A 17,160-nucleotide genomic window follows, 5' to 3' on the forward strand; every position below is an offset into this window, starting at 1 on the left:
GGCCGCCGGCCCCGGGCGTCCTCCCGGCCGCCCGGGGCTTCCAGTCGGGGTGGCCGGGCATCGCCGGGGTCTTGGTGCCGTAGAGCCACTCCCAGAAGAAGCCGGAGAGGTTGTGCCCGTAGATCTGCGAAGCGAGCCTGATGAAGTCGGCGGTGCCGGCCACCCCGTCGTGGTTCTTCTCCACCCAGGCCCGTTCGAGGCGCTCGAAGCCCTCCGCTCCCAGCTTGTGGCGCAGCGCGTAGAGGACCAGGGCGCTGCCGTCATAGATCACCGGCCGGAAGATGCTGATCTTCTGGCCGTGGTCGGGGAGCTTGGGCAGGGCGGGCGGGCCGCCGTCGGTGCGCCAGCCGTCCGACATCTCGTACGCGTGGCGCATCCGCGCCTCCATAGAGGCGCGGCTGTCGCCCTTCTCCTGGGCGTAGAGCATCTCGTACCAGGTGGCGTGCGCCTCGTTGAGCCAGACGTCGGACCACCGGCGGGGGCTGACGCTGTCGCCGAACCACTGGTGGGACAGCTCGTGCACCATCACCGACTCGACGTACCAGTCGGGCAGCTGGGCCGTGGTGAACAGGCGCTCCTCGAAGAGCGAGAGGGTCTGGGTCTCCAGCTCGAAGCCGGTGCTGGCGTCCGCCATCAGCACCCCGTAGGTCTCGAACGGGAAGCGTCCGACCTTGCGCTCCATCCAGGCCACCTGACCCGGCGTCTTGGCGAGCCAGCGCCCCAGCAGGGCCCGGTGGCCGGCCGGGACCACATCGCGGATGGGCAGCCCGTGCGGCCCGTGCTGCTCCAGCACGGCGGACCGCCCGATGGAGACCTGCGCCAGCTCGGTGGCCATGGGGTGGGCGGTGCGGTACGTCCAGGTGCGGCGCGGTCCGCGGGTGGCCTGCCCCACGGGCAGCCCGTTGGCGACCGCCACCAGGCCGCGGGGCGCGGTGATGTGGAAGGTGAAGTACGCCTTGTCGGAGGGGTGGTCGTTGCAGGGGAAGACCCGGTGCGCGGCGTCGGCCTGATTGGCCATCGCCAGCCCGTCCCTGGTGCGGATCCAGCCGCCGTTGCCCTCGCCGACCGGATTGCTGGTGTGGTGGACGACGATCCGCAGGTTCTGCCCCGGGGAGATGTGGCCGGCCGGGGTGAGCACCAGGTCCTCGCCCGCCTGCTGGTGCCGGGCAGGCGCCCCGTCGATCTCCACGGAGCGGACGGTGCCGCGCGCGAAGTCGAGGTTGAGCCGGTCGAGGTTGCCGGTGGCGCGGGCGTTGATCACGGTGACCGCGTCCAGCGGCCGGTCGTTGCGGCCGGAGTAGTCCAGGGACACGTCGTAGGACGTGACGTGGTAGCCGGGGTTGCCGAGCGTCGGGAAGAGGCGGTCGCCGATGCCCAGCGGGACGACGGGCGGCGGCTCGGCCGCGGCCAGCGTGGCGGCGATCGCGAGGCCGAGAGCCGCGGCCCGGCGCGGGATCCGGCCGGGTACGGCACGGAAGCGGCGCCGTACGGGCGCGGAGTGGTCGGTGGCGGGGCGGGCGGTGAGCCCGTCGGACCCGCCGGACGGGCGGCGCAAGGGAAGCGACATGGGCTACCGCTATCAGCGCGGCCCGCTCCCCCGTGGACGACGCGGCAGGACGGCACCCGAACGAGCGGCGCAGGGGAGTCCGGCTTGCGCCGGTCTGCCGGATCTGCCCTGCGGCCCGTCAGGGCCGCAGCGCCGCGGCGGGACGGGGCCGGCCGGCCCGCAACACATCGAACACGCCGGGCACTTGGCGCATCGCCCGCATCAGGGAGGGCAGCCCGGCGGCGTTGGGCAGATGGAGCGTGTACGTATGCCTCACCAGCTGTTCGTGCGGGGGCTCGACGGCGGCCGACACCACAGCGGCGCCCTGGGCGGCGATCGCCTCCGTGAGGTCGGCCAGCAGATGCGGCCGGCTGAACGCCTCCGCCAGGAGGGTCACCCGGCAGCCGTGGCCGCCCTTCACGGCGCCCCGCCAGCGCACCCCGACCGGCTGCCGGCCCATCGCCGCCATCCGCGCCACGGCGGGGCACAGCGCGCGGTGCACGGTGACCGTACCGCCGCGGACCGCGAATCCGGTGACGGTGTCCGGCGGCACGGGGGTGCAGCAGCCGGCCAGTCGGACCGCGGCCCCGGGCAGGTCCGCCACCGCGAGCCCGGAGGCGGCGGCACCCCGGTCCGGTCCCGCGGGGCGGTGCCCCGGGGCCTTGCGGTGCTCGCCACGATGGCCGGCGGGGGTGGCGGGCGGCTCGCCACCTCCCGGTGGCCGGGCCAGCCAGCGGGAGATGGCGAGCCGGGCGGCGGGCGTCCGGGCGTGGTCGAGCCACTCGGGCGAGGGGCCGGCGGCGGAGTCCGGGGCCATCAGCAGATGCAGGCTGTCGCCGTCGTGCAGGACGGTGCCGAGCGTGGCGAGCCGGCCGTTGACCCGGGCGCCGATGCAGCAGTGCGCCGCCTCGCCGTGCCGGGCGTACGCCGCGTCCACGCAGCTCGCACCGGCCGGCAGGCCGATGGCGCCGCCGGCGGGGCGCGCGGAGCCGTCCGGCGCCCCGTCCGCCGGCGCGCCGGTGCAGAAGACGGTGATCTCCCGGTCCTGGGCGAGGTCGTCGCGCAGCGAGGTCCAGAAGGTGTCCGGGTCGGGGGTGGTGCGCTGCCACTCCAGCAGCCGGTCGAGCCACCCGGGGCGGGTGGGGTCGGCCCGCTCGCCCTCAGGGGCGTCCGCGCCGTCCGTGGGTGCGTACGGATTGCCCAGCGCGATCACCCCGGCCTCGGCCACCCGGTGCATCTGGTGCGTACGGATCAGGGTCTCGGCGATCTCGCCGCCCTCGCCGCGCACGGCGGTGTGCAGCGACTGGTAGAGGTTGAACTTGGGCGTGGCGATGAAGTCCTTGAACTCGGAGACGACCGGCGTGAAGCAGGTGTGCAGCTCGCCGAGGACGGCGTAGCAGTCGGCGTCCTCCGCCACCAGGACCAGCAGCCGCCCCAGGTCCGCGCCGGTCAGCTGCCCGCGCGCCAGCAGGACACGGTGCACGGAGACGAAGTGCCGTGGCCGGACCAGGACTTCGGCGTCGATCCCGGCGTCGGCCAGGATCGTACGGGTCCGCCCGGCGATCGCGGCGAGCGGATCGGGCCGCCCGGCGTACGACAGGACCAGCCGCCGGGTCGTGGCGTACTCCTCCGGGTGCAGGATCGCGAAGACCAGGTCCTCCAGCTCGCTCTTCAGCGCCTGGACACCGAGGCGTTCGGCGAGCGGGATCAGGACGTCACAGGTCACCTTGGCGATCCGGGCCTGCTTCTCGGGCCGCATCACGCCGAGCGTGCGCATGTTGTGCAGCCGGTCGGCGAGCTTGATGGACATCACCCGCACGTCGTTGCCGGTCGCCACCAGCATCTTGCGGAACGTCTCCGGCTCGGCCGCGGCACCGTAGTCGACCTTCTCCAGTTTGGTGACGCCGTCGACCAGGTAGCAGACCTCCGCGCCGAACTCGGCCCGTACCTGATCCAGCGTCACTTCCGTGTCCTCGACGGTGTCGTGGAGCAGGGAGGCGGTCAACGTCGTGGGCTCCGCGCCCAGTTCGGCGAGGATCAGGGTCACCGCGAGCGGGTGGGTGATGTACGGCTCACCGCTCTTGCGCAGCTGCCCGCGGTGCGAGGACTCGGCGAGCTGGTACGCCTTGCTGAGGATGTCCAGGTCGGCGTCGGGGTGGTGGCGGCGGTGCACCTTGGCGACATGCTCCAGGGCATCCGGAAGGCCGTCGCGGGGAGTCGGGCCGAGCAGCGCGGCGCGGCCGATACGGCGCAGCCCCCGCAGCGCCGGCCGGGGGCGCCCGCGCTTGCGGCCCGCTGCTTCAGGGTTACCAGGGTTCGTGGCCTCTGCGCTCATGGGCACCTCCGGCAGCGTCGACCGGCGGTGGGACGCCGTCAGTTCTGGCGCCTGGGCCGGTGCTTGATGCTACCGAGCCCATCACGCAGCGCTGTCCGGCTCTCGCTCAGCGTGAACCGGATCACCCATTCGAGCGAAATTTCTGGCCAGAACCGTTTCTCCCCTGAGGAGGCGAATCGCGGAGCGGGACGCGGACCGTGCGGGCCAGATGGCGGAGGCGCCGGCAGCCGGGCGTGGCGCGTCCGGCACGACGTGCTACCGGCGTCGACGAGCGAGCGGTCCCCGTCGCGGAGCAGCGCCGCCCGTCGGCGGAACGGTCGGCCTCCCCGGCCCTCAGGCGCCGAGCGCGCCGGTCAGCCACTCCGGCTCGAAGCTGCCCTCGGCGACGATCACGGCCGGGCCGGTCATCTCGACCGTGCCGTCCGGCAGCTCGGTGATCGTCAGGCTGCCGCCGAGCACATCGACGGTGTACGTGACGGGCGTGCCGGTCACGGCCGGGTCCACGCCGTCCCGGCGGGCGGTGGCGACCGCCACCGCGCAGGCGCCGGTGCCGCACGAGCGGGTCTCGCCGGAGCCGCGCTCGTGCACCCGCATCGCCACATGGCGCGGGCCGCGGTCGACGACGAACTCGACGTTCACACCGTCCGGATACACCGCGGCCGGGCTGAACGGCGGCGCCGTGTACAGGTCACCGGCGTGCGCCAGGTCCTCGACGAACGCGACGGCGTGCGGATTGCCCATGTTGACGTTGCGGGCCGGCCAGCTGCGCCCGTCGAGCGTGACCACCACGCTCTCCTCGGGCAGTTCGGCCCGCCCCATGGCGACGGTGACATCGCCGCTCTTGGCGAGATGGACCCGGCGCACCCCGGCGCGGGTCGCGATCGCGAGGTCGCCGGCCTCGATCAGCCCCGCGTGGAGCAGGTACCGGGCGAAGACCCGGACACCGTTGCCGCACATCTCCGCGATCGAGCCGTCGCCGTTGCGGTAGTCCATGAACCACTCGGCCTCGCCGGCCTGCGCCCGCGCCTCCGGGTGGACGGCGGACCGTACGACACGCAGCAGCCCGTCGCCGCCGACACCGGCCCGCCGGTCGCAGATCCGGGCGACGGCCGCCGCGGGCAGATCGAGCCGGCCGTCCGGATCCGGGACGATCACAAAGTCGTTCTCGGTGCCGTGGCCCTTGAGGAAGGCGATGCGCTGCGTGCTGGTCACCCTTGAATCCTACGGGGCGCGCACCGCCCCGGCGCCACGGGGCCGAGGCCGCCCACGGGCGGGCCCGGGGTGGGACACGGGCGCCCGCGTACGCACCCGTTCCCCACGTGCGTGCCCGTTGCCTATCGTGCCTGTTGCCCGCTCGCGTGCCCGTTACCTACGTATGCGTTCCCCCCGTGCGTGGCTGTTCCCCACCCCCTCCCCCTACGAGCCCCTGGCCCCTCCCCCCTGCGCGTTCCGCGCCTCGCGCTCCGCGCTGCTCCAGACCCGCCCACCCCCCGAAGGGGGGTGGGCGGCGGGGAAAAACAAAATCAAGAGGTGCGGGTGGGCGGCGGGGAATACAGGCGGCGGGCCGGGGCTCAGCGCAGTCGGGCCACGCGCCAGATGGCCAGGGCGGCGAGGACGGCGACGACGGCGACGTAGAGGAGGACCACGCGCCAGCCGGCGCGGCGGCCGGAGCCGCGGGCCGGGAGGCCGGGCCAGGTGTAGCCGACGCGGCGGGCGGCCATCATGCCCCAGCCGGCGGCGCAGCAGCAGAGCAGCAGGCCGAGCATGGCGATCACCGCGCCGCCGTCGCCGCCGAACTCGAAGGCGAGCGGGAAGGCGAACATCAGCGACCCGACGGCGGCGAGGCCGACGATCGGGGCGAGCTGCCACAGGCGCAGCCGGCGGGGCGGGCGCAGGTCGCGGAAGGACTCGCCGCCCTCGGGGGGTGCGTCGTGGTCGGCGTCGGGGCCGTCCGAGGCGTCCAGGGCGACCGTGGGGCCGTCATGGGACTCGGGGATGCCGTCGCGCGTGTCCGGGCCGTCGTGGGGCGGCGGTGCCACCTCGGTGCCGTGACGGTCCGGTTGCTGGGCTTTGTTGCGAGGGCCGGCCTCCATTGCCACGCGCCCTCCCCACTACAGATTGCACGCCTCGATCGAAGGTCGATGATGACACGCCCTCAGGGGGCCGGATGACGGCCGGGGCGTCCCGATGCCATGACGTGATCAGGCTGTGACCGGTCGTTCGAGCAACTCCAGCGCGAGCCCGGGGAGGTCGGCCCGGCGGTCGGCGGCGCCGCTGAGCCAGTGGACCCGCGGGTCCCGGCGGAACCACGAGTCCTGACGGCGCGCGAAGCGCTTGGTGGCGCGCACCGTCTCGTCCCGCGCCTCCTGCTCGGTGCACTCCCCCGCGAGCTGGGCGAGCACCTGCTGGTACCCGAGCGCCCGGGACGCGGTCAGGCCCTCGCGCAGCCCCGCGGACTCCAGGCGGCGCACCTCGTCGACCAGGCCTGCTTCCCACATGCGGTCCACCCGGAGCGCGATCCGCTCGTCGAGTTCGGGGCGCTCGACGTCCACGCCGATCTGCACGGTGTCGTAGACCGATTCGTGGCCGGGGAGGTTGGCGGTGAAGGGGCGGCCGGTGATCTCGATGACCTCCAGGGCGCGCACGATGCGACGGCCGTTGCCGGCCAGGATCGCGCGGGCGGCCTCGGGGTCGGCGGCGGCCAGCCGGGCGTGCAGGGCGCCGCTGCCCAGTTCGGCCAGTTCGGCCTCCAGGCGGGCGCGGACGGCGGGGTCGGTGCCGGGGAATTCCAGGGCGTCGAGGGCGCCGCGCACGTACAGGCCGGAGCCGCCCACGAGGACCGGGGTGCGGCCCTCGGCGAGCAGCCGGTCGATCTCGGCGCGGGCCAGCCGCTGGTACTCGGCGACGTTGGCCGCGCGGGTGACGTCCCAGATGTCGAGGAGGTGGTGCGGGACGCCCTGCCGCTCCTCCGGCGTGAGCTTGGCGGTGCCGATGTCCATGCCGCGGTAGAGCTGCATCGAGTCGGCGTTGATCACCTCGCCCCCCAGGTGCCGGGCGAGCGCGACGCCCAGATCGGACTTTCCGGCCGCGGTGGGGCCGACGACGGCGATGACCCGAGGAGTGGGGACGACGGTGTTCACCCCGTCAGTCTCGCAAACCTCACGCACCCATCTCGAACGAGCGACGTGACGGGGCACGGATGGCGTCGTTGCCTGTTGCGAGATCCCGAACGCCGGTGCGCTGCCGGCGCCCGTCGGGCGGCGCAAGAGGACGCTCCGGGCGACGAAGGGATTTCGCCCACATGAGGAGCGTAGGAGCGGTTATGGGCGTGTTTTCGCGGTTCCGTCGGCGTAAGGCCGAGGCGGCGATGGAGGAGAGTGCCGCAGCGGCGGTGACGGCGGAGTCGGAGCCGCAGCCGGCGTCGGAGGCGCAGCCGGAGGACGGCGCGCAGGCGGACGCGGCGCAGGCCGAGGCCGGTGCAGACGCCGCGGCGGCCGGGCCGGAGGGTGCCGAGCAGGCCGCGGCCGAGGCGGCGCCGGAGGAGTCCGGCGAGGCGGACGGCGACGCGGCGGCCGAGGAGCCGGCCCGGCCGGCCGAGGCGGCCGAGGGCGCCGGGATTCCGCGGCAGCAGTCCGCGGGAGCGGCGGCGGACAGCGAGGGCGCGCGCAAGTAGGCGCACGCCAGCCGGATGCGGGTCGCAACGGCCGCGGGGCGAGCAAGCAGCCTCGCGGCCGTTGCGCTGCCTCGGTGCCGCGGCGCGGTGCGGACGCGTACGGCGGGCCGCCGTGCCGCGGATTACGTCCAGGCCGCCGCGACGTAGCCGACGCCGTACGGGGCCTCCTCGCGCAGCAGTTGGCCGCGCAGGCCGGCGCCCTCGGCGGCACCCGCCAGGACCTGCCAGCAGGACCGTCCGGAGACCAGAAGGTCCGCGGCGAGCTCTTCGTCGAGGGCGGCCAGGGCCGCGAGGTCGGCGGCTCCGAGGGCGCGGGCCGCCGCGGCGTCGAAGTCCGCGGCGCGCTCGTCGAAGTAGCCGGGCGCCTTGAGCGACCGGCGGGCGCTGCCGTCGCCCATCACCAGCAGCGCCAACCGGGGCGCGGACGCGGCGAGTTCCCGGCCCAGCGCCCGGCAGCGGTCGCCGGTGAGCGACTCCGTCACCCCGAGCCCCTCGACGGGCGCGTCGGCCCAGTCCGTACGGGACAGCAGCCAGGCGCCGACGGACAGCGACGGCGGGAGGTCCCGTTCGGGCGCCGGTCCAAAGGCCCCGAGCCGTACGTGGAGGTCCACCCCGAAGCCGCGGAAGGTGCCGGTGGCGCCTTGCGGGTAGGCGCCCCGGCCCGCCTCGTCGGTGGGGCCGAGGACGACCAGGCGGTCCGGGCGGGCTGCGGCGAGTACGCCGACCGCGTCCAGGCAGGCGGCCCGCAGCACGTCCAGCTCAGGGGCGGCGCCGGCGGCGACCTCCGGGACGAGTAGCGGCGGGCAGGGGCACAGGGCAGCGGCAACGAGCATGCCACGCAGCGTAACGCCCGGGGTCCGGGCCGTTCGCGCGGGTCAGTCGCAGCCGCAGCCGGCCGCGGGCGCCGGGCTCGGGGCCGGGGCGCCGATGGTGGGCAGACCGAGGAGGACGCCCTTGGGCTTCTCCGCGGGGGCGGCATTGCGCTTCTCCCAGGCGTCGCCCGCGCGGGTGCGCCGGATGCTCAGGGCCGGGCCCTCGGCCAGAAGGTGGTGCGGAGCGGCATAGGTCACCTCGACGGTGATCATGTCACCGGGTCGCGGAGCGAGCCCGGTGCCGTTGGACGCAGTGCCGGGTCGCGGAGCGAGCCCGGTGGCGTCGGATGCCTCGGGGCCCGGGCCGGGCCGGTCGTCCGATTCCCGCAGGGTGGGGTTGAAGTGGACGAGGCGGTTGTCGGGCGCGCGGCCGGAGAGCCGGTGGGTGGCGCCGTCCTTGCGGCCCTCGCCCTCGGCGACCATGACCTCCAGGGTGCGGCCGACCTGCTTCTTGTTCTCCTCCCAGGAGATCTCCTCCTGGAGGGCGACCAGGCGCTCGTAGCGCTCCTGGACGACGGCCTTGGGGATCTGGCCCTCCATGTCGGCCGCGGGGGTGCCGGGGCGCTTGGAGTACTGGAAGGTGAACGCCTGCGCGAAGCGGGACTCGCGCACGGTGTGCAGGGTCTGTTCGAAGTCCTCCTCGGTCTCCCCGGGGAAGCCGACGATGATGTCGGTGGAGATGGCCGCGTCCGGCATCGCGGCGCGGACCTTCTCGATGATGCTGAGGAACCGTTCCTGGCGGTACGAGCGGCGCATCGCCTTGAGGACCCGGTCGGAGCCGGACTGCAACGGCATGTGGAGCTGCGGCATCACGTTCGGTGTCTCGGCCATGGCGGCGATCACGTCGTCGGTGAAGTCGCGCGGGTGCGGGGAGGTGAAGCGGACCCGCTCCAGGCCCTCGATCTTCCCGCAGGCGCGCAGCAGCTTGCTGAAGGCTTCGCGGTCGCCGATGTCCGAGCCGTAGGCGTTGACGTTCTGGCCGAGCAGGGTGATCTCGCTGACGCCCTCGGCGACCAGCGCCTCCACCTCGGCGAGGATGTCGCCGGGCCGGCGGTCCTTCTCCTTGCCGCGCAGCGCCGGGACGATACAGAACGTACAGGTGTTGTTGCAGCCCACGGAGATGGAGACCCAGGCGGCGTACGCGCTCTCGCGGCGGGTCGGCAGGGTCGAGGGGAACGCCTCCAGGGACTCGGCGATCTCCACCTGCGCCTCCTCCTGGATGCGGGCGCGCTCCAGCAGGACGGGCAGCTTGCCGATGTTGTGCGTCCCGAAGACCACGTCGACCCAGGGGGCCTTCCTGACGATGGTGTCGCGGTCCTTCTGGGCCAGACAGCCGCCGACGGCGATCTGCATCCCGGGCCGCGCCGTCTTCTTCGGGGCGAGCTGGCCGAGGTTGCCGTAGAGCCGGTTGTCGGCGTTCTCGCGCACCGCGCAGGTGTTGAAGACCACGACGTCGGCGCCGTCGCCGTCCTTGGGCGCGGGGACGTATCCGGCCTCTTCCAGCAGGCCGGACAGCCGCTCGGAGTCGTGGACGTTCATCTGGCACCCGTAGGTGCGGATCTCGTAGCTTCTGTTGACGCCCACTGCCTGGCTCCGGTCGCTGCTGCTGGTCATTCCTCAAGGGTAGGCGCTGCCGGGGACATCTCCGGACGCCGGATCCCGGGCCGCTGCGGAGCGGCCTTCGGCGCGCGACCGGGGCTGCCGCGGGCCGGGTCCGTTCAGGCGGCGGCGAAGCGGTCCCGCGGTGCGCCGCGGAGGCGGCCCGCGGGGAGTTTGCGGCCGAACGCGACGAGGAGGAGGTCCTGGGCGGTGCCGTGGAGGGGCGTGCCGGTGCCGAAGGACCAGTCGAGGTCGTCGGCGTGCAGGGCGACGCCGTCGGTGTCGGCGCCGAAGAACTTCAGGGACTTGGGGGTGATGCCGGCCAGCAGGACGCGGATGCGGTCCTCGGGGACGCGGCGGTCGAGGCCGAGCGGGACGCTGATGTCCAGGCCGTGCACGACGTCGTGCCCCAGCGCCGCCTCGAAGCCGCCGACCGGCGGGGTCCAGGGGTGGTCCGCGTTGTCCCGCAGGGCGGCGGCGAGTTGCACCGGCGAGAGGGCGGCGGCGTCCTTGCGGGCGCAGCGGTCGGTCATCCGGTGCAGGCTGCCGCGGGCCTTGAGGAGTTCGGCGGCCAGTGCCGGGAGCCGGTAACGGAAGCCGAGCGACATATGGGCCGCGACGTCGCGGACCCGCCAGCCGGTGCAGAGGCTGGGTGCGTCCCACTGCTCGGGCGACAGGCCGTCCAGCAGGTCGGCCAGGTCGCGCCGTTCGGCGGCGATGGCGTCGCGGATGTCCATGGTCGCTCCCCCGTTTCCGGGCGGCCGTCCCCGGCCGCACCCGTCGGCTGTCCGGCTTCCAGGATCTTGGCGGCGGGTGCCATAAGTCCAAGAGTTTGGTGTTCTGGTGGCTAGCATTGCCGGTTATGGAACTTCGCCAGCTCCAGTACTTCGTCGCAGTGGCGGAAGAGGCCAACTTCACCCGGGCCGCGGCCCGTCTGCATCTGGCGCAGCCGGGGGTGAGCGCCCAGATCCGGCAGCTGGAGCGGGAGCTGGGGCAGCCGCTGCTGGACCGGTCCGGCCGCTCGGTGACGCTGACCGAGGTGGGTGCGGCCGTGCTCCCGTACGCGCGGGCCGCGCTGGCCGCCGTCGACGGCGTACGGCACACCGTGGACGAGTTCACCGGGCTGCTGCGCGGCCAGGTCGCCCTCGGGATGGTGTCGGGGGCGCACGTCGGCACCGACCGCGATGTGGTGACGCTGCTGGCCGGTTTCCACGACGCGCATCCGCAGGTCGACATCGCGCTGACCGAGGACACCTCGGAGCGGATGCTCACCGCGCTCCAGTGCGGGGAGCTCGATGTGGCGCTGCTGGGCGTCGCGGACGCGGCGCCGCCGGCGGGGCTGTCGATGCAGGTCGTCGTCGACGAGCCGCTGGTGGCGGCGGTCGCGCCGGACGATCCGCTCCTGGCGTCCGCGGAGGGCGGGTGCATCCCGCTGGCGGCGCTTCGCGACCGCCCGCTGATCAGCCTGCCGCGCGGGACCGGTATCCGCGGGGTGCTGGAGCGCGCCTGCACCGATGCCGGGTTCCGGCCGCGGATCGCCTTCGAGGCGGCGGCGCCGCAGCTGCTGACCCGGCTGGCGGCCCGGGGGCTGGGCGTGGCCGTCGTCCCGGCGCCCGATGCGGCGAAGGCGGCCGGGGTGCGGACGCTGGAATTCCGTGCGCCGTGCCCGCGCGGCCGGGTCGCGCTGACCTGGCGGGCGGAGGGTCCGGCGGGGCCGGCGGCCAGGGCGCTGCTGGAGTGCCTGCGGACGGCGATGGGGGCGGCGGGCGCGGCGCCCTCCGGGGAGGGCGCGGAGCCGGGCGGCGGGCGGCGTTCGGCCCGGCGGCGTCCAGAGGCCGATACGTGACCTCCCCGCCCCTCCCCCTGGGCGGCCCGTGCTGGCAGGATCCCGCCCATGGTCACAGCACTCCCGCGCCCCGGCCGCCGGGCACTCACGGCGGCGGCTGCGGCACTGGCCGCGCTCGGGCTGGTGCTGTGCTGGCTGCTGCCGCCGGCCGGTGAGCGTGCGCCGAGCGGTCGGGTGACGCTGGCCACCGGGGTGCCGACGGGGGTGTACGCGCGCTACGGCGAGCTGCTGAAGCAGGATCTGGCGCGGGACATGCCGGGGGTGGACCTGCGGCTGACGCGGAGCGAGGGCTCGATCGACAATCTGCGCCAACTGGTCTCCGGGCGGGCGGCGTTCACCATCGCGACGGCGGACGCGGTGGCCGCCTACCAGGTCCGGCACGAGCCGGGCGCGGACCGGCTGCGGGCCTGTGCGCGGCTCTACGACGACTACATGCAGCTCGTGGTGCCGAAGAACTCCCCGGTGCGGTCGGCCAAGGACCTGCGGGGGCTGCGGGTGGGCGTCGGGGCGGACGGCTCGGGCGTCCAGCTGATCACCCGGCGGCTGCTGGAGGCGGCCGGCCTGGATTTCGACAGGGACATCGTGCCGGTGCGGGTGGGCATCGACCAGATGCCCGGTCAGCTGGAGCACGGCGACCTGGACGCGTTCTTCTGGTCGGGCGGACTGCCGACGCAGGCGGTGCAGCGGCTGGTACAGCGGTTCCCCGTGCGGCTGGTGCAGCTCGGGGACCTGAGCGAGGGGCTGCACGAACAGGGCGAGCGGACCCGTTACTACCGGGCGGCGGTGATGCCCGCCGACGCGTATCCGCAGGCGCAGGACGGCGAGGCGGTCAAGACCATCGCGGTCGCGAACCTGCTGGTGACGACGGACCGGGAGAATGCCGCGCTGACGTTCGGCATCACCCGGACCGTCATCAACAGCCGGGACGCGATCGGGCACGAGGTGCACGCGGCGCAGAACGTGGATCTGCGGACGGCGGTGTTCACCGATCCGCTGCCGCTGCACACGGGGGCCCGGGAGTACTACGTGTCGGTCAAGCAGTGACCGGCCTGCGTCCCGACGGCCGGCCGCGGCGCGGGCGCCGGCGCCTTCCACCGCCACCGCCACCGTTAGCGCTGCCGCTGCCGCCGCCGGGGGCGCCCGGCCTGGCCGCCCGCTCCGGCGCCGGCGCGGTGATCGCGACGGGCTCGCCGCTGGGCGTGCGCGCGCCGGTGACGCGGATCAGCTCGGCGTCGCCGGGGCGGACCCGGGCGGTGTCCGGGGTGATCTTCGCCTGGCGCATCAGCCGGGTCATCTCCCGGCGCTGGCCGGGCGTGACGAGGGTGACGACGGTGCCGGACTCGCCGGCCCGCGCGGTACGGCCGCCGCGGTGGAGGTAGTCCTTGGCCTCGGTCGGCGGGTCGACGTTGACGACGAGGTCGAGGCCGTCGATGTGGATGCCGCGGGCCGCGACGTTCGTGGCGATCAGCGCCGTGGCGCGGCCGGTGCGGAACTGCTCCAGGGTGCGGGTGCGCTGCGGCTGGGTCTTGCCGCCGTGCAGCGCCGCGGCGCGGACGCCCTGGGCGAGCAGGTGCTTGGTGAGGCGGTCGGCGCCGCGCTTGGTGTCCACGAACATGATCACCCGGCCGTCGCGGGCGGCGATCTCGGTGGCGGTGGCGCGCTTGTCGGCGTCGTCCACGTACAGGACGTGGTGGTCCATGGTGGTCACGGTCGCGGCCGAGGGGTCCACGGAGTGGGTGACCGGGTCGGTCAGGAAGCGGCGGACCAGTTTGTCGACATTGCGGTCGAGGGTGGCGGAGAACAGCATCCGCTGGCCGTTGGGGTCGGTCTTCTCCATCAGCCGGGTGACCTGCGGCAGGAAGCCCATGTCGGTCATCTGGTCGGCCTCGTCGAGGACGGTGATGGCGACCCGGTCGAGCGCGCAGGCGCGCCGGTCGAGCAGATCCGCGAGCCGGCCCGGGGTGGCGACCAGCACTTCGGCGCCCTTGCGCAGGGCCTCGGTCTGCCGGTTGATCGAGGTGCCGCCGACGACGGTGGCGCAGCGCAGCCGCAGTGCCGCGGCGTACGGGGCGAGCGCGTCGGTGACCTGGCCGGCCAGTTCGCGGGTGGGGACCAGGACCAGCGCCAGGGGGCGCTTGCTCTCGGCGCGCTTGCCCGCGGTACGGCTGAGCAGGGCGAGGCCGAAGGCGAGGGTCTTGCCGGAGCCGGTGCGTCCGCGGCCGAGGACGTCGCGGCCGGCGAGGGTGGCCGGAAGGGTGGCCGCCTGGATGGGGAACGGTGTGGTGACGCCCTGCTCGCGCAGCGCGGTGCGGAGCGCCTCGGCCAGCGGCAGCTCGTCGAAGGAGCCGGCCGGCGGAGGGGTGGACGCCGGGGCGGGCGTCCCGGGGTCGGCGCTCGGTCGCGGTGCGGTCGCTGGTGTCACGGCAGGCCCTTCAGAGGGAGGGAGAGAGGTGGCCGCGGGAGGGGTGCCGCCCCGCGGGAACGGGACGGGGCCCGCACCGGAGTGGCCGGTGCGGGCCCTGTCCACGGGACGCGGGGGCGTCAGGCGGCGACGATGTTCTCCGCCTGCGGGCCCTTGGGGCCCTGGGTCACGTCGAAGGTGACCTTCTGGCCCTCAAGGAGCTCGCGGAAGCCCTGGGACTGGATGTTCGAGTAGTGGGCGAAGACGTCGGGGCCGCCGCCGTCCTGCTCGATGAAGCCGAAGCCCTTTTCCGAGTTGAACCACTTGACGGTGCCGGAAGCCATGTTTTTCTCCTTCATGGGGCAATCCGGAGGCCGCACCGTGCGGCCTCCTTGTCGCCGAGATGATCGCCCCACACCGGAACCAGGCCGGAAAACAAGGAACGCCCGGGGCTTCCAGCCTCCGGGCGCGCACAAAGTTCATGGGTACCACAACTGCAACGCCGTTCACGATAGCACAGGCGTACGCCGCCCCTCGGGGGTGCGGCGGGCCGGTCACGGGGCGCTGCGCGGCACGCTCACGGTGACCTCCAGGCCGTGCGGGGGATGCGGCGCGTAGGAGAGGGTGGCGCCGCCGGCGGCGAGCAGCGCGCGGGTGATCGACAGGCCGAGGCCGGAGCCGGAGACGTTCTGGTGGCGGCTGCTGCGCCAGAACCGGTCGCCGATCCGGGCGAGTTCGTCCTCGGCGAGGCCGGGGCCGCGGTCGGCGACGGTGATCCGCACGTGCGCGCCGTCGGGGGCGACGGCCACCGTGACCGGCTCGCCGGCCGGGGTGAACTTCAGGGCGTTGTCGACCACCGCGTCCAGCGCGCTGGAGAGGGCGACCGGGTCGGCCCAGCCGGTGACCGCGATGTGGCCCTCGTAGGTGAGCCGGACGCCCTTGTCGTCCGCCAACGGGCGCCAGGAGCCGACGCGTTCGGCGACCAGCGCCGCGACGTCGGTGAGCTGGAGGTCGGCGGCGGTGTGCTCGGCGAGCGCGAGGCCGAGGAGGTCGTCCAGGACCCGGGCGAGCCGCTTGCCCTCCGTGCGGACCGAGGCGATCTCCTCGTTGCCTTCGGGGAGTTCGAGGGCCAGCAGCTCGATCCGCAGCAGCAGCGCGGCGAGCGGGTTGCGCAGCTGGTGGGAGGCGTCGGCGACGAAGGCGCGCTGCTGTTCCAGGACCTCCTCGACATGGTCGGCCATCTCGTTGAACGAGCGGGCCAGCCGGCGCAGTTCGGGCGGTCCGGCGGTGGCGGCGACCCGGGCGTTCATCCGGCCGGTGGCGATGTCGTGGCTGGCCGTGTCCAGGACGCGTACCGGCCGCAGCACCCAGCCGGTGAGCCGGAAGGCCGCGCCGACCGCGACGAGCATGGCCGCCGCCTCCCCGGCCGCGATCAGCAGCCAGCCGTGCAGGATCCGCGAACGCATCTGCCCCGTGGGCGAGTCGGTGACGACGACGGCGACCACGTCGCCGTCCCGGATGACCGGCGAGGCGACCGGGATCCGGCCGGTGTCGTCCCAGGGCCAGACCTGGTGCGGGTCATGGCTGCGGCGGCCGGCCAGCGCCTCGCTGAACGCCTGGGCGCCCTCGCCGTCCGAGGGCACCGGCAGGTCCCCGGGGGCGGCGGCCATGGGGGTGCGGTCGCGATAGAAGACGCCGGCCCGTATGCCGTAGAGGCCGTAGTAGCGGGTGAGTTCGGCCCGCAGGGTGGCCAGCCGCTCGTCCTCCTCGGGGGTCTTGGCGCTGGACGCGGCGGTGGGGCGGGCGGTGACGAACTGGGCGAGGGACGCGAACCGCGCGGCGTCGTCGATCCGGTCGACGACCACCTTCTGCTGCTCCACCCCGGCGGTGATCACTCCCAGCGGGATGCCGAGCGCCAGCAGCACACCGGCCATCAGGACGATGAGGAGCGGGAGGAGTCGGGTGCGCACGGGGACCGGCGGCCGTCAGCGGGCCGGCGGCCGGGTGGCCGGGGCGGCGCCGGCGGCCGGGACCACGAGGCGGTAGCCGACGCCGCGGACCGTCTCGATCAGCGCCGGCATCCGCAGTTTGGCGCGGAGCGAGGCGATGTGCACCTCCAGGGTCCGACCGGTGCCCTCCCAGCTCGTCCGCCACACCTCGCTGATGATCTGCTCCCGGCGGAAGACCACCCCGGGGCGCTGGGCGAGCAGGGCGAGCAGATCGAACTCCTTGCGGGTGAGCGGGACCGCGGTGCCGTCCACGGACACCTGGCGGGTGGGGAGTTCGACGGTGACCGGGCCGAGCCGCAGCGGCTCCACCAGAGCGGCCTCCTCGGCGGGCTCGCCGCCTGGAGCCGGGGTGGTGCGCCGGCTCACCGCGTGGATACGGGCGAGCAGTTCGCCGGTGTCGTAGGGCTTGACGACATAGTCGTCGGCGCCGAGATTCAGGCCGTGTATACGGGAGCGCACGTCGGAGCGCGCGGTGACCATGATGACCGGGGTCGTGCAGATCCTGCGGATCCGGCCGCACACCTCGAAGCCGTCCTGGTCGGGCAGCCCGAGGTCGAGCAGCACCACCGCGAACGGCTCGCCGTCGTCGGGCAGCAGGGCCTGGAGGGCCTCCTCGCCGTTGCGGGCGTGCACGACGGACAGGCCGTGCCGGGCCAGCACCGCGGACAGGGCAGCGGCGACATGGTCGTCGTCCTCGACGAGCAGCAGTCTCATCCGGCCCCCTCCTTCGGTGTGTGCGTACGGGCCACAGGGCATCTACGGGGATAGCCGCCCCACCCGTCAAGAGGACGCCACCTCCGGGCCGCCATCCGTTACCCAGCCGGTACGCCGCCGGGGCCTACGGTGCGTTACCCCACCCCACACCACAGCGGCGCCGCC

The 17,160-nt window shown here is 74.3% G+C and carries 14 protein-coding genes and 2 pseudogenes; 3 read left to right on the plus strand and 13 right to left on the minus strand.

The window, feature by feature from the left end; all coding sequences use genetic code 11:
- From IEZ17_RS05410 to miaA, 5 genes are all read right to left on the minus strand, one after another.
- The coding region (locus tag IEZ17_RS05410) for a M1 family metallopeptidase (RefSeq protein ID WP_189296885.1) at positions 1 to 1,567 on the minus strand (1,567 nt) is incomplete at its 3' end.
- Positions 1,568 to 1,685: 118 nt separating this feature from the next.
- Entirely contained in the window at positions 1,686 to 3,881 is a 2,196-nt protein-coding gene (locus tag IEZ17_RS05415) for a RelA/SpoT family protein (RefSeq protein ID WP_189296886.1), read from the minus strand.
- Between the two features lie 333 nt (positions 3,882 to 4,214).
- Positions 4,215 to 5,093 carry a diaminopimelate epimerase gene (dapF, locus tag IEZ17_RS05420; protein ID WP_189296888.1) on the minus strand — a complete coding sequence of 293 codons (879 nt, stop codon included), beginning with the start codon at positions 5,091 to 5,093 and terminating at the stop codon, positions 4,215 to 4,217.
- A gap of 359 nt (positions 5,094 to 5,452) precedes the next feature.
- Positions 5,453 to 5,974 carry a hypothetical protein gene (locus tag IEZ17_RS05425; protein WP_189296891.1) on the minus strand — a complete coding sequence of 174 codons (522 nt, stop codon included), beginning with the start codon at positions 5,972 to 5,974 and terminating at the stop codon, positions 5,453 to 5,455.
- A gap of 108 nt (positions 5,975 to 6,082) precedes the next feature.
- Positions 6,083 to 7,021, minus strand: coding sequence for a tRNA (adenosine(37)-N6)-dimethylallyltransferase MiaA (miaA, locus tag IEZ17_RS05430; protein WP_189296893.1), 939 nt, complete (start codon positions 7,019 to 7,021; stop codon positions 6,083 to 6,085).
- Between the two features lie 182 nt (positions 7,022 to 7,203).
- Here miaA and IEZ17_RS05435 point away from each other — a divergent pair, with 182 nt between their 5' ends.
- The gene (locus IEZ17_RS05435) at positions 7,204 to 7,554 is read left to right on the plus strand and encodes a hypothetical protein (RefSeq protein WP_229851891.1); all 351 of its coding nucleotides are present in this window, start codon (positions 7,204 to 7,206) and stop codon (positions 7,552 to 7,554) included.
- Positions 7,555 to 7,676: 122 nt separating this feature from the next.
- Here the strand turns inward: IEZ17_RS05435 and IEZ17_RS05440 are convergent, their stop codons facing one another.
- The 4 genes and pseudogenes from IEZ17_RS05440 to IEZ17_RS05450 all read right to left on the minus strand — a co-directional run bounded on the left by IEZ17_RS05440 (position 7,677) and on the right by IEZ17_RS05450 (position 10,762).
- Positions 7,677 to 8,387, minus strand: a complete 711-nt coding sequence (locus IEZ17_RS05440; RefSeq protein ID WP_189296895.1) for a class III extradiol ring-cleavage dioxygenase family protein — start codon at positions 8,385 to 8,387, stop codon at positions 7,677 to 7,679.
- Positions 8,388 to 8,429: 42 nt separating this feature from the next.
- Positions 8,430 to 8,654, minus strand: a pseudogene (locus tag IEZ17_RS44370) (tRNA (N6-isopentenyl adenosine(37)-C2)-methylthiotransferase MiaB); the annotation flags it as partial.
- Positions 8,655 to 8,761: 107 nt separating this feature from the next.
- A pseudogene (gene miaB / locus IEZ17_RS05445) lies at positions 8,762 to 10,040 on the minus strand (tRNA (N6-isopentenyl adenosine(37)-C2)-methylthiotransferase MiaB); the annotation flags it as partial.
- A 104-nt stretch (positions 10,041 to 10,144) separates the two neighbouring features.
- On the minus strand, positions 10,145 to 10,762 hold the full coding sequence (locus IEZ17_RS05450) for a maleylpyruvate isomerase family mycothiol-dependent enzyme (RefSeq protein ID WP_189296899.1): 618 nt from the start codon (positions 10,760 to 10,762) through the stop codon (positions 10,145 to 10,147).
- 125 nt (positions 10,763 to 10,887) lie between these two features.
- Between IEZ17_RS05450 and IEZ17_RS05455 the strand changes: the two genes are divergently transcribed.
- Together IEZ17_RS05455 and IEZ17_RS05460 are read left to right on the plus strand one after the other, a co-directional pair.
- Positions 10,888 to 11,871 carry a LysR family transcriptional regulator gene (locus tag IEZ17_RS05455; RefSeq protein WP_189296901.1) on the plus strand — a complete coding sequence of 328 codons (984 nt, stop codon included), beginning with the start codon at positions 10,888 to 10,890 and terminating at the stop codon, positions 11,869 to 11,871.
- Positions 11,872 to 11,919: 48 nt separating this feature from the next.
- The gene (locus tag IEZ17_RS05460; protein WP_189296903.1) at positions 11,920 to 12,915 is read left to right on the plus strand and encodes a TAXI family TRAP transporter solute-binding subunit; all 996 of its coding nucleotides are present in this window, start codon (positions 11,920 to 11,922) and stop codon (positions 12,913 to 12,915) included.
- Here IEZ17_RS05460 and IEZ17_RS05465 read toward each other — a convergent pair.
- The 4 genes from IEZ17_RS05465 to IEZ17_RS05480 all read right to left on the minus strand — a co-directional run bounded on the left by IEZ17_RS05465 (position 12,905) and on the right by IEZ17_RS05480 (position 16,995).
- Positions 12,905 to 14,398 carry a DEAD/DEAH box helicase gene (locus IEZ17_RS05465; RefSeq protein WP_373299729.1) on the minus strand — a complete coding sequence of 498 codons (1,494 nt, stop codon included), beginning with the start codon at positions 14,396 to 14,398 and terminating at the stop codon, positions 12,905 to 12,907. The two genes, IEZ17_RS05460 and IEZ17_RS05465, sit on opposite strands and share 11 nt — an antisense overlap.
- A gap of 14 nt (positions 14,399 to 14,412) precedes the next feature.
- Positions 14,413 to 14,616 carry a cold-shock protein gene (locus IEZ17_RS05470; protein ID WP_083107766.1) on the minus strand — a complete coding sequence of 68 codons (204 nt, stop codon included), beginning with the start codon at positions 14,614 to 14,616 and terminating at the stop codon, positions 14,413 to 14,415.
- Positions 14,617 to 14,826: 210 nt separating this feature from the next.
- The gene (locus IEZ17_RS05475) at positions 14,827 to 16,242 is read right to left on the minus strand and encodes a sensor histidine kinase (protein WP_189296905.1); all 1,416 of its coding nucleotides are present in this window, start codon (positions 16,240 to 16,242) and stop codon (positions 14,827 to 14,829) included.
- A 15-nt stretch (positions 16,243 to 16,257) separates the two neighbouring features.
- A complete protein-coding gene (locus IEZ17_RS05480; RefSeq protein WP_189296907.1) occupies positions 16,258 to 16,995 on the minus strand; it encodes a response regulator transcription factor in 738 nt (245 codons plus the stop codon).
- Between the last annotated feature and the right edge of the window lie 165 nt (positions 16,996 to 17,160).

This window comes from Streptomyces albospinus, assembly GCF_014648695.1.
Lineage (GTDB): Bacteria > Actinomycetota > Actinomycetes > Streptomycetales > Streptomycetaceae > Streptomyces > Streptomyces albospinus.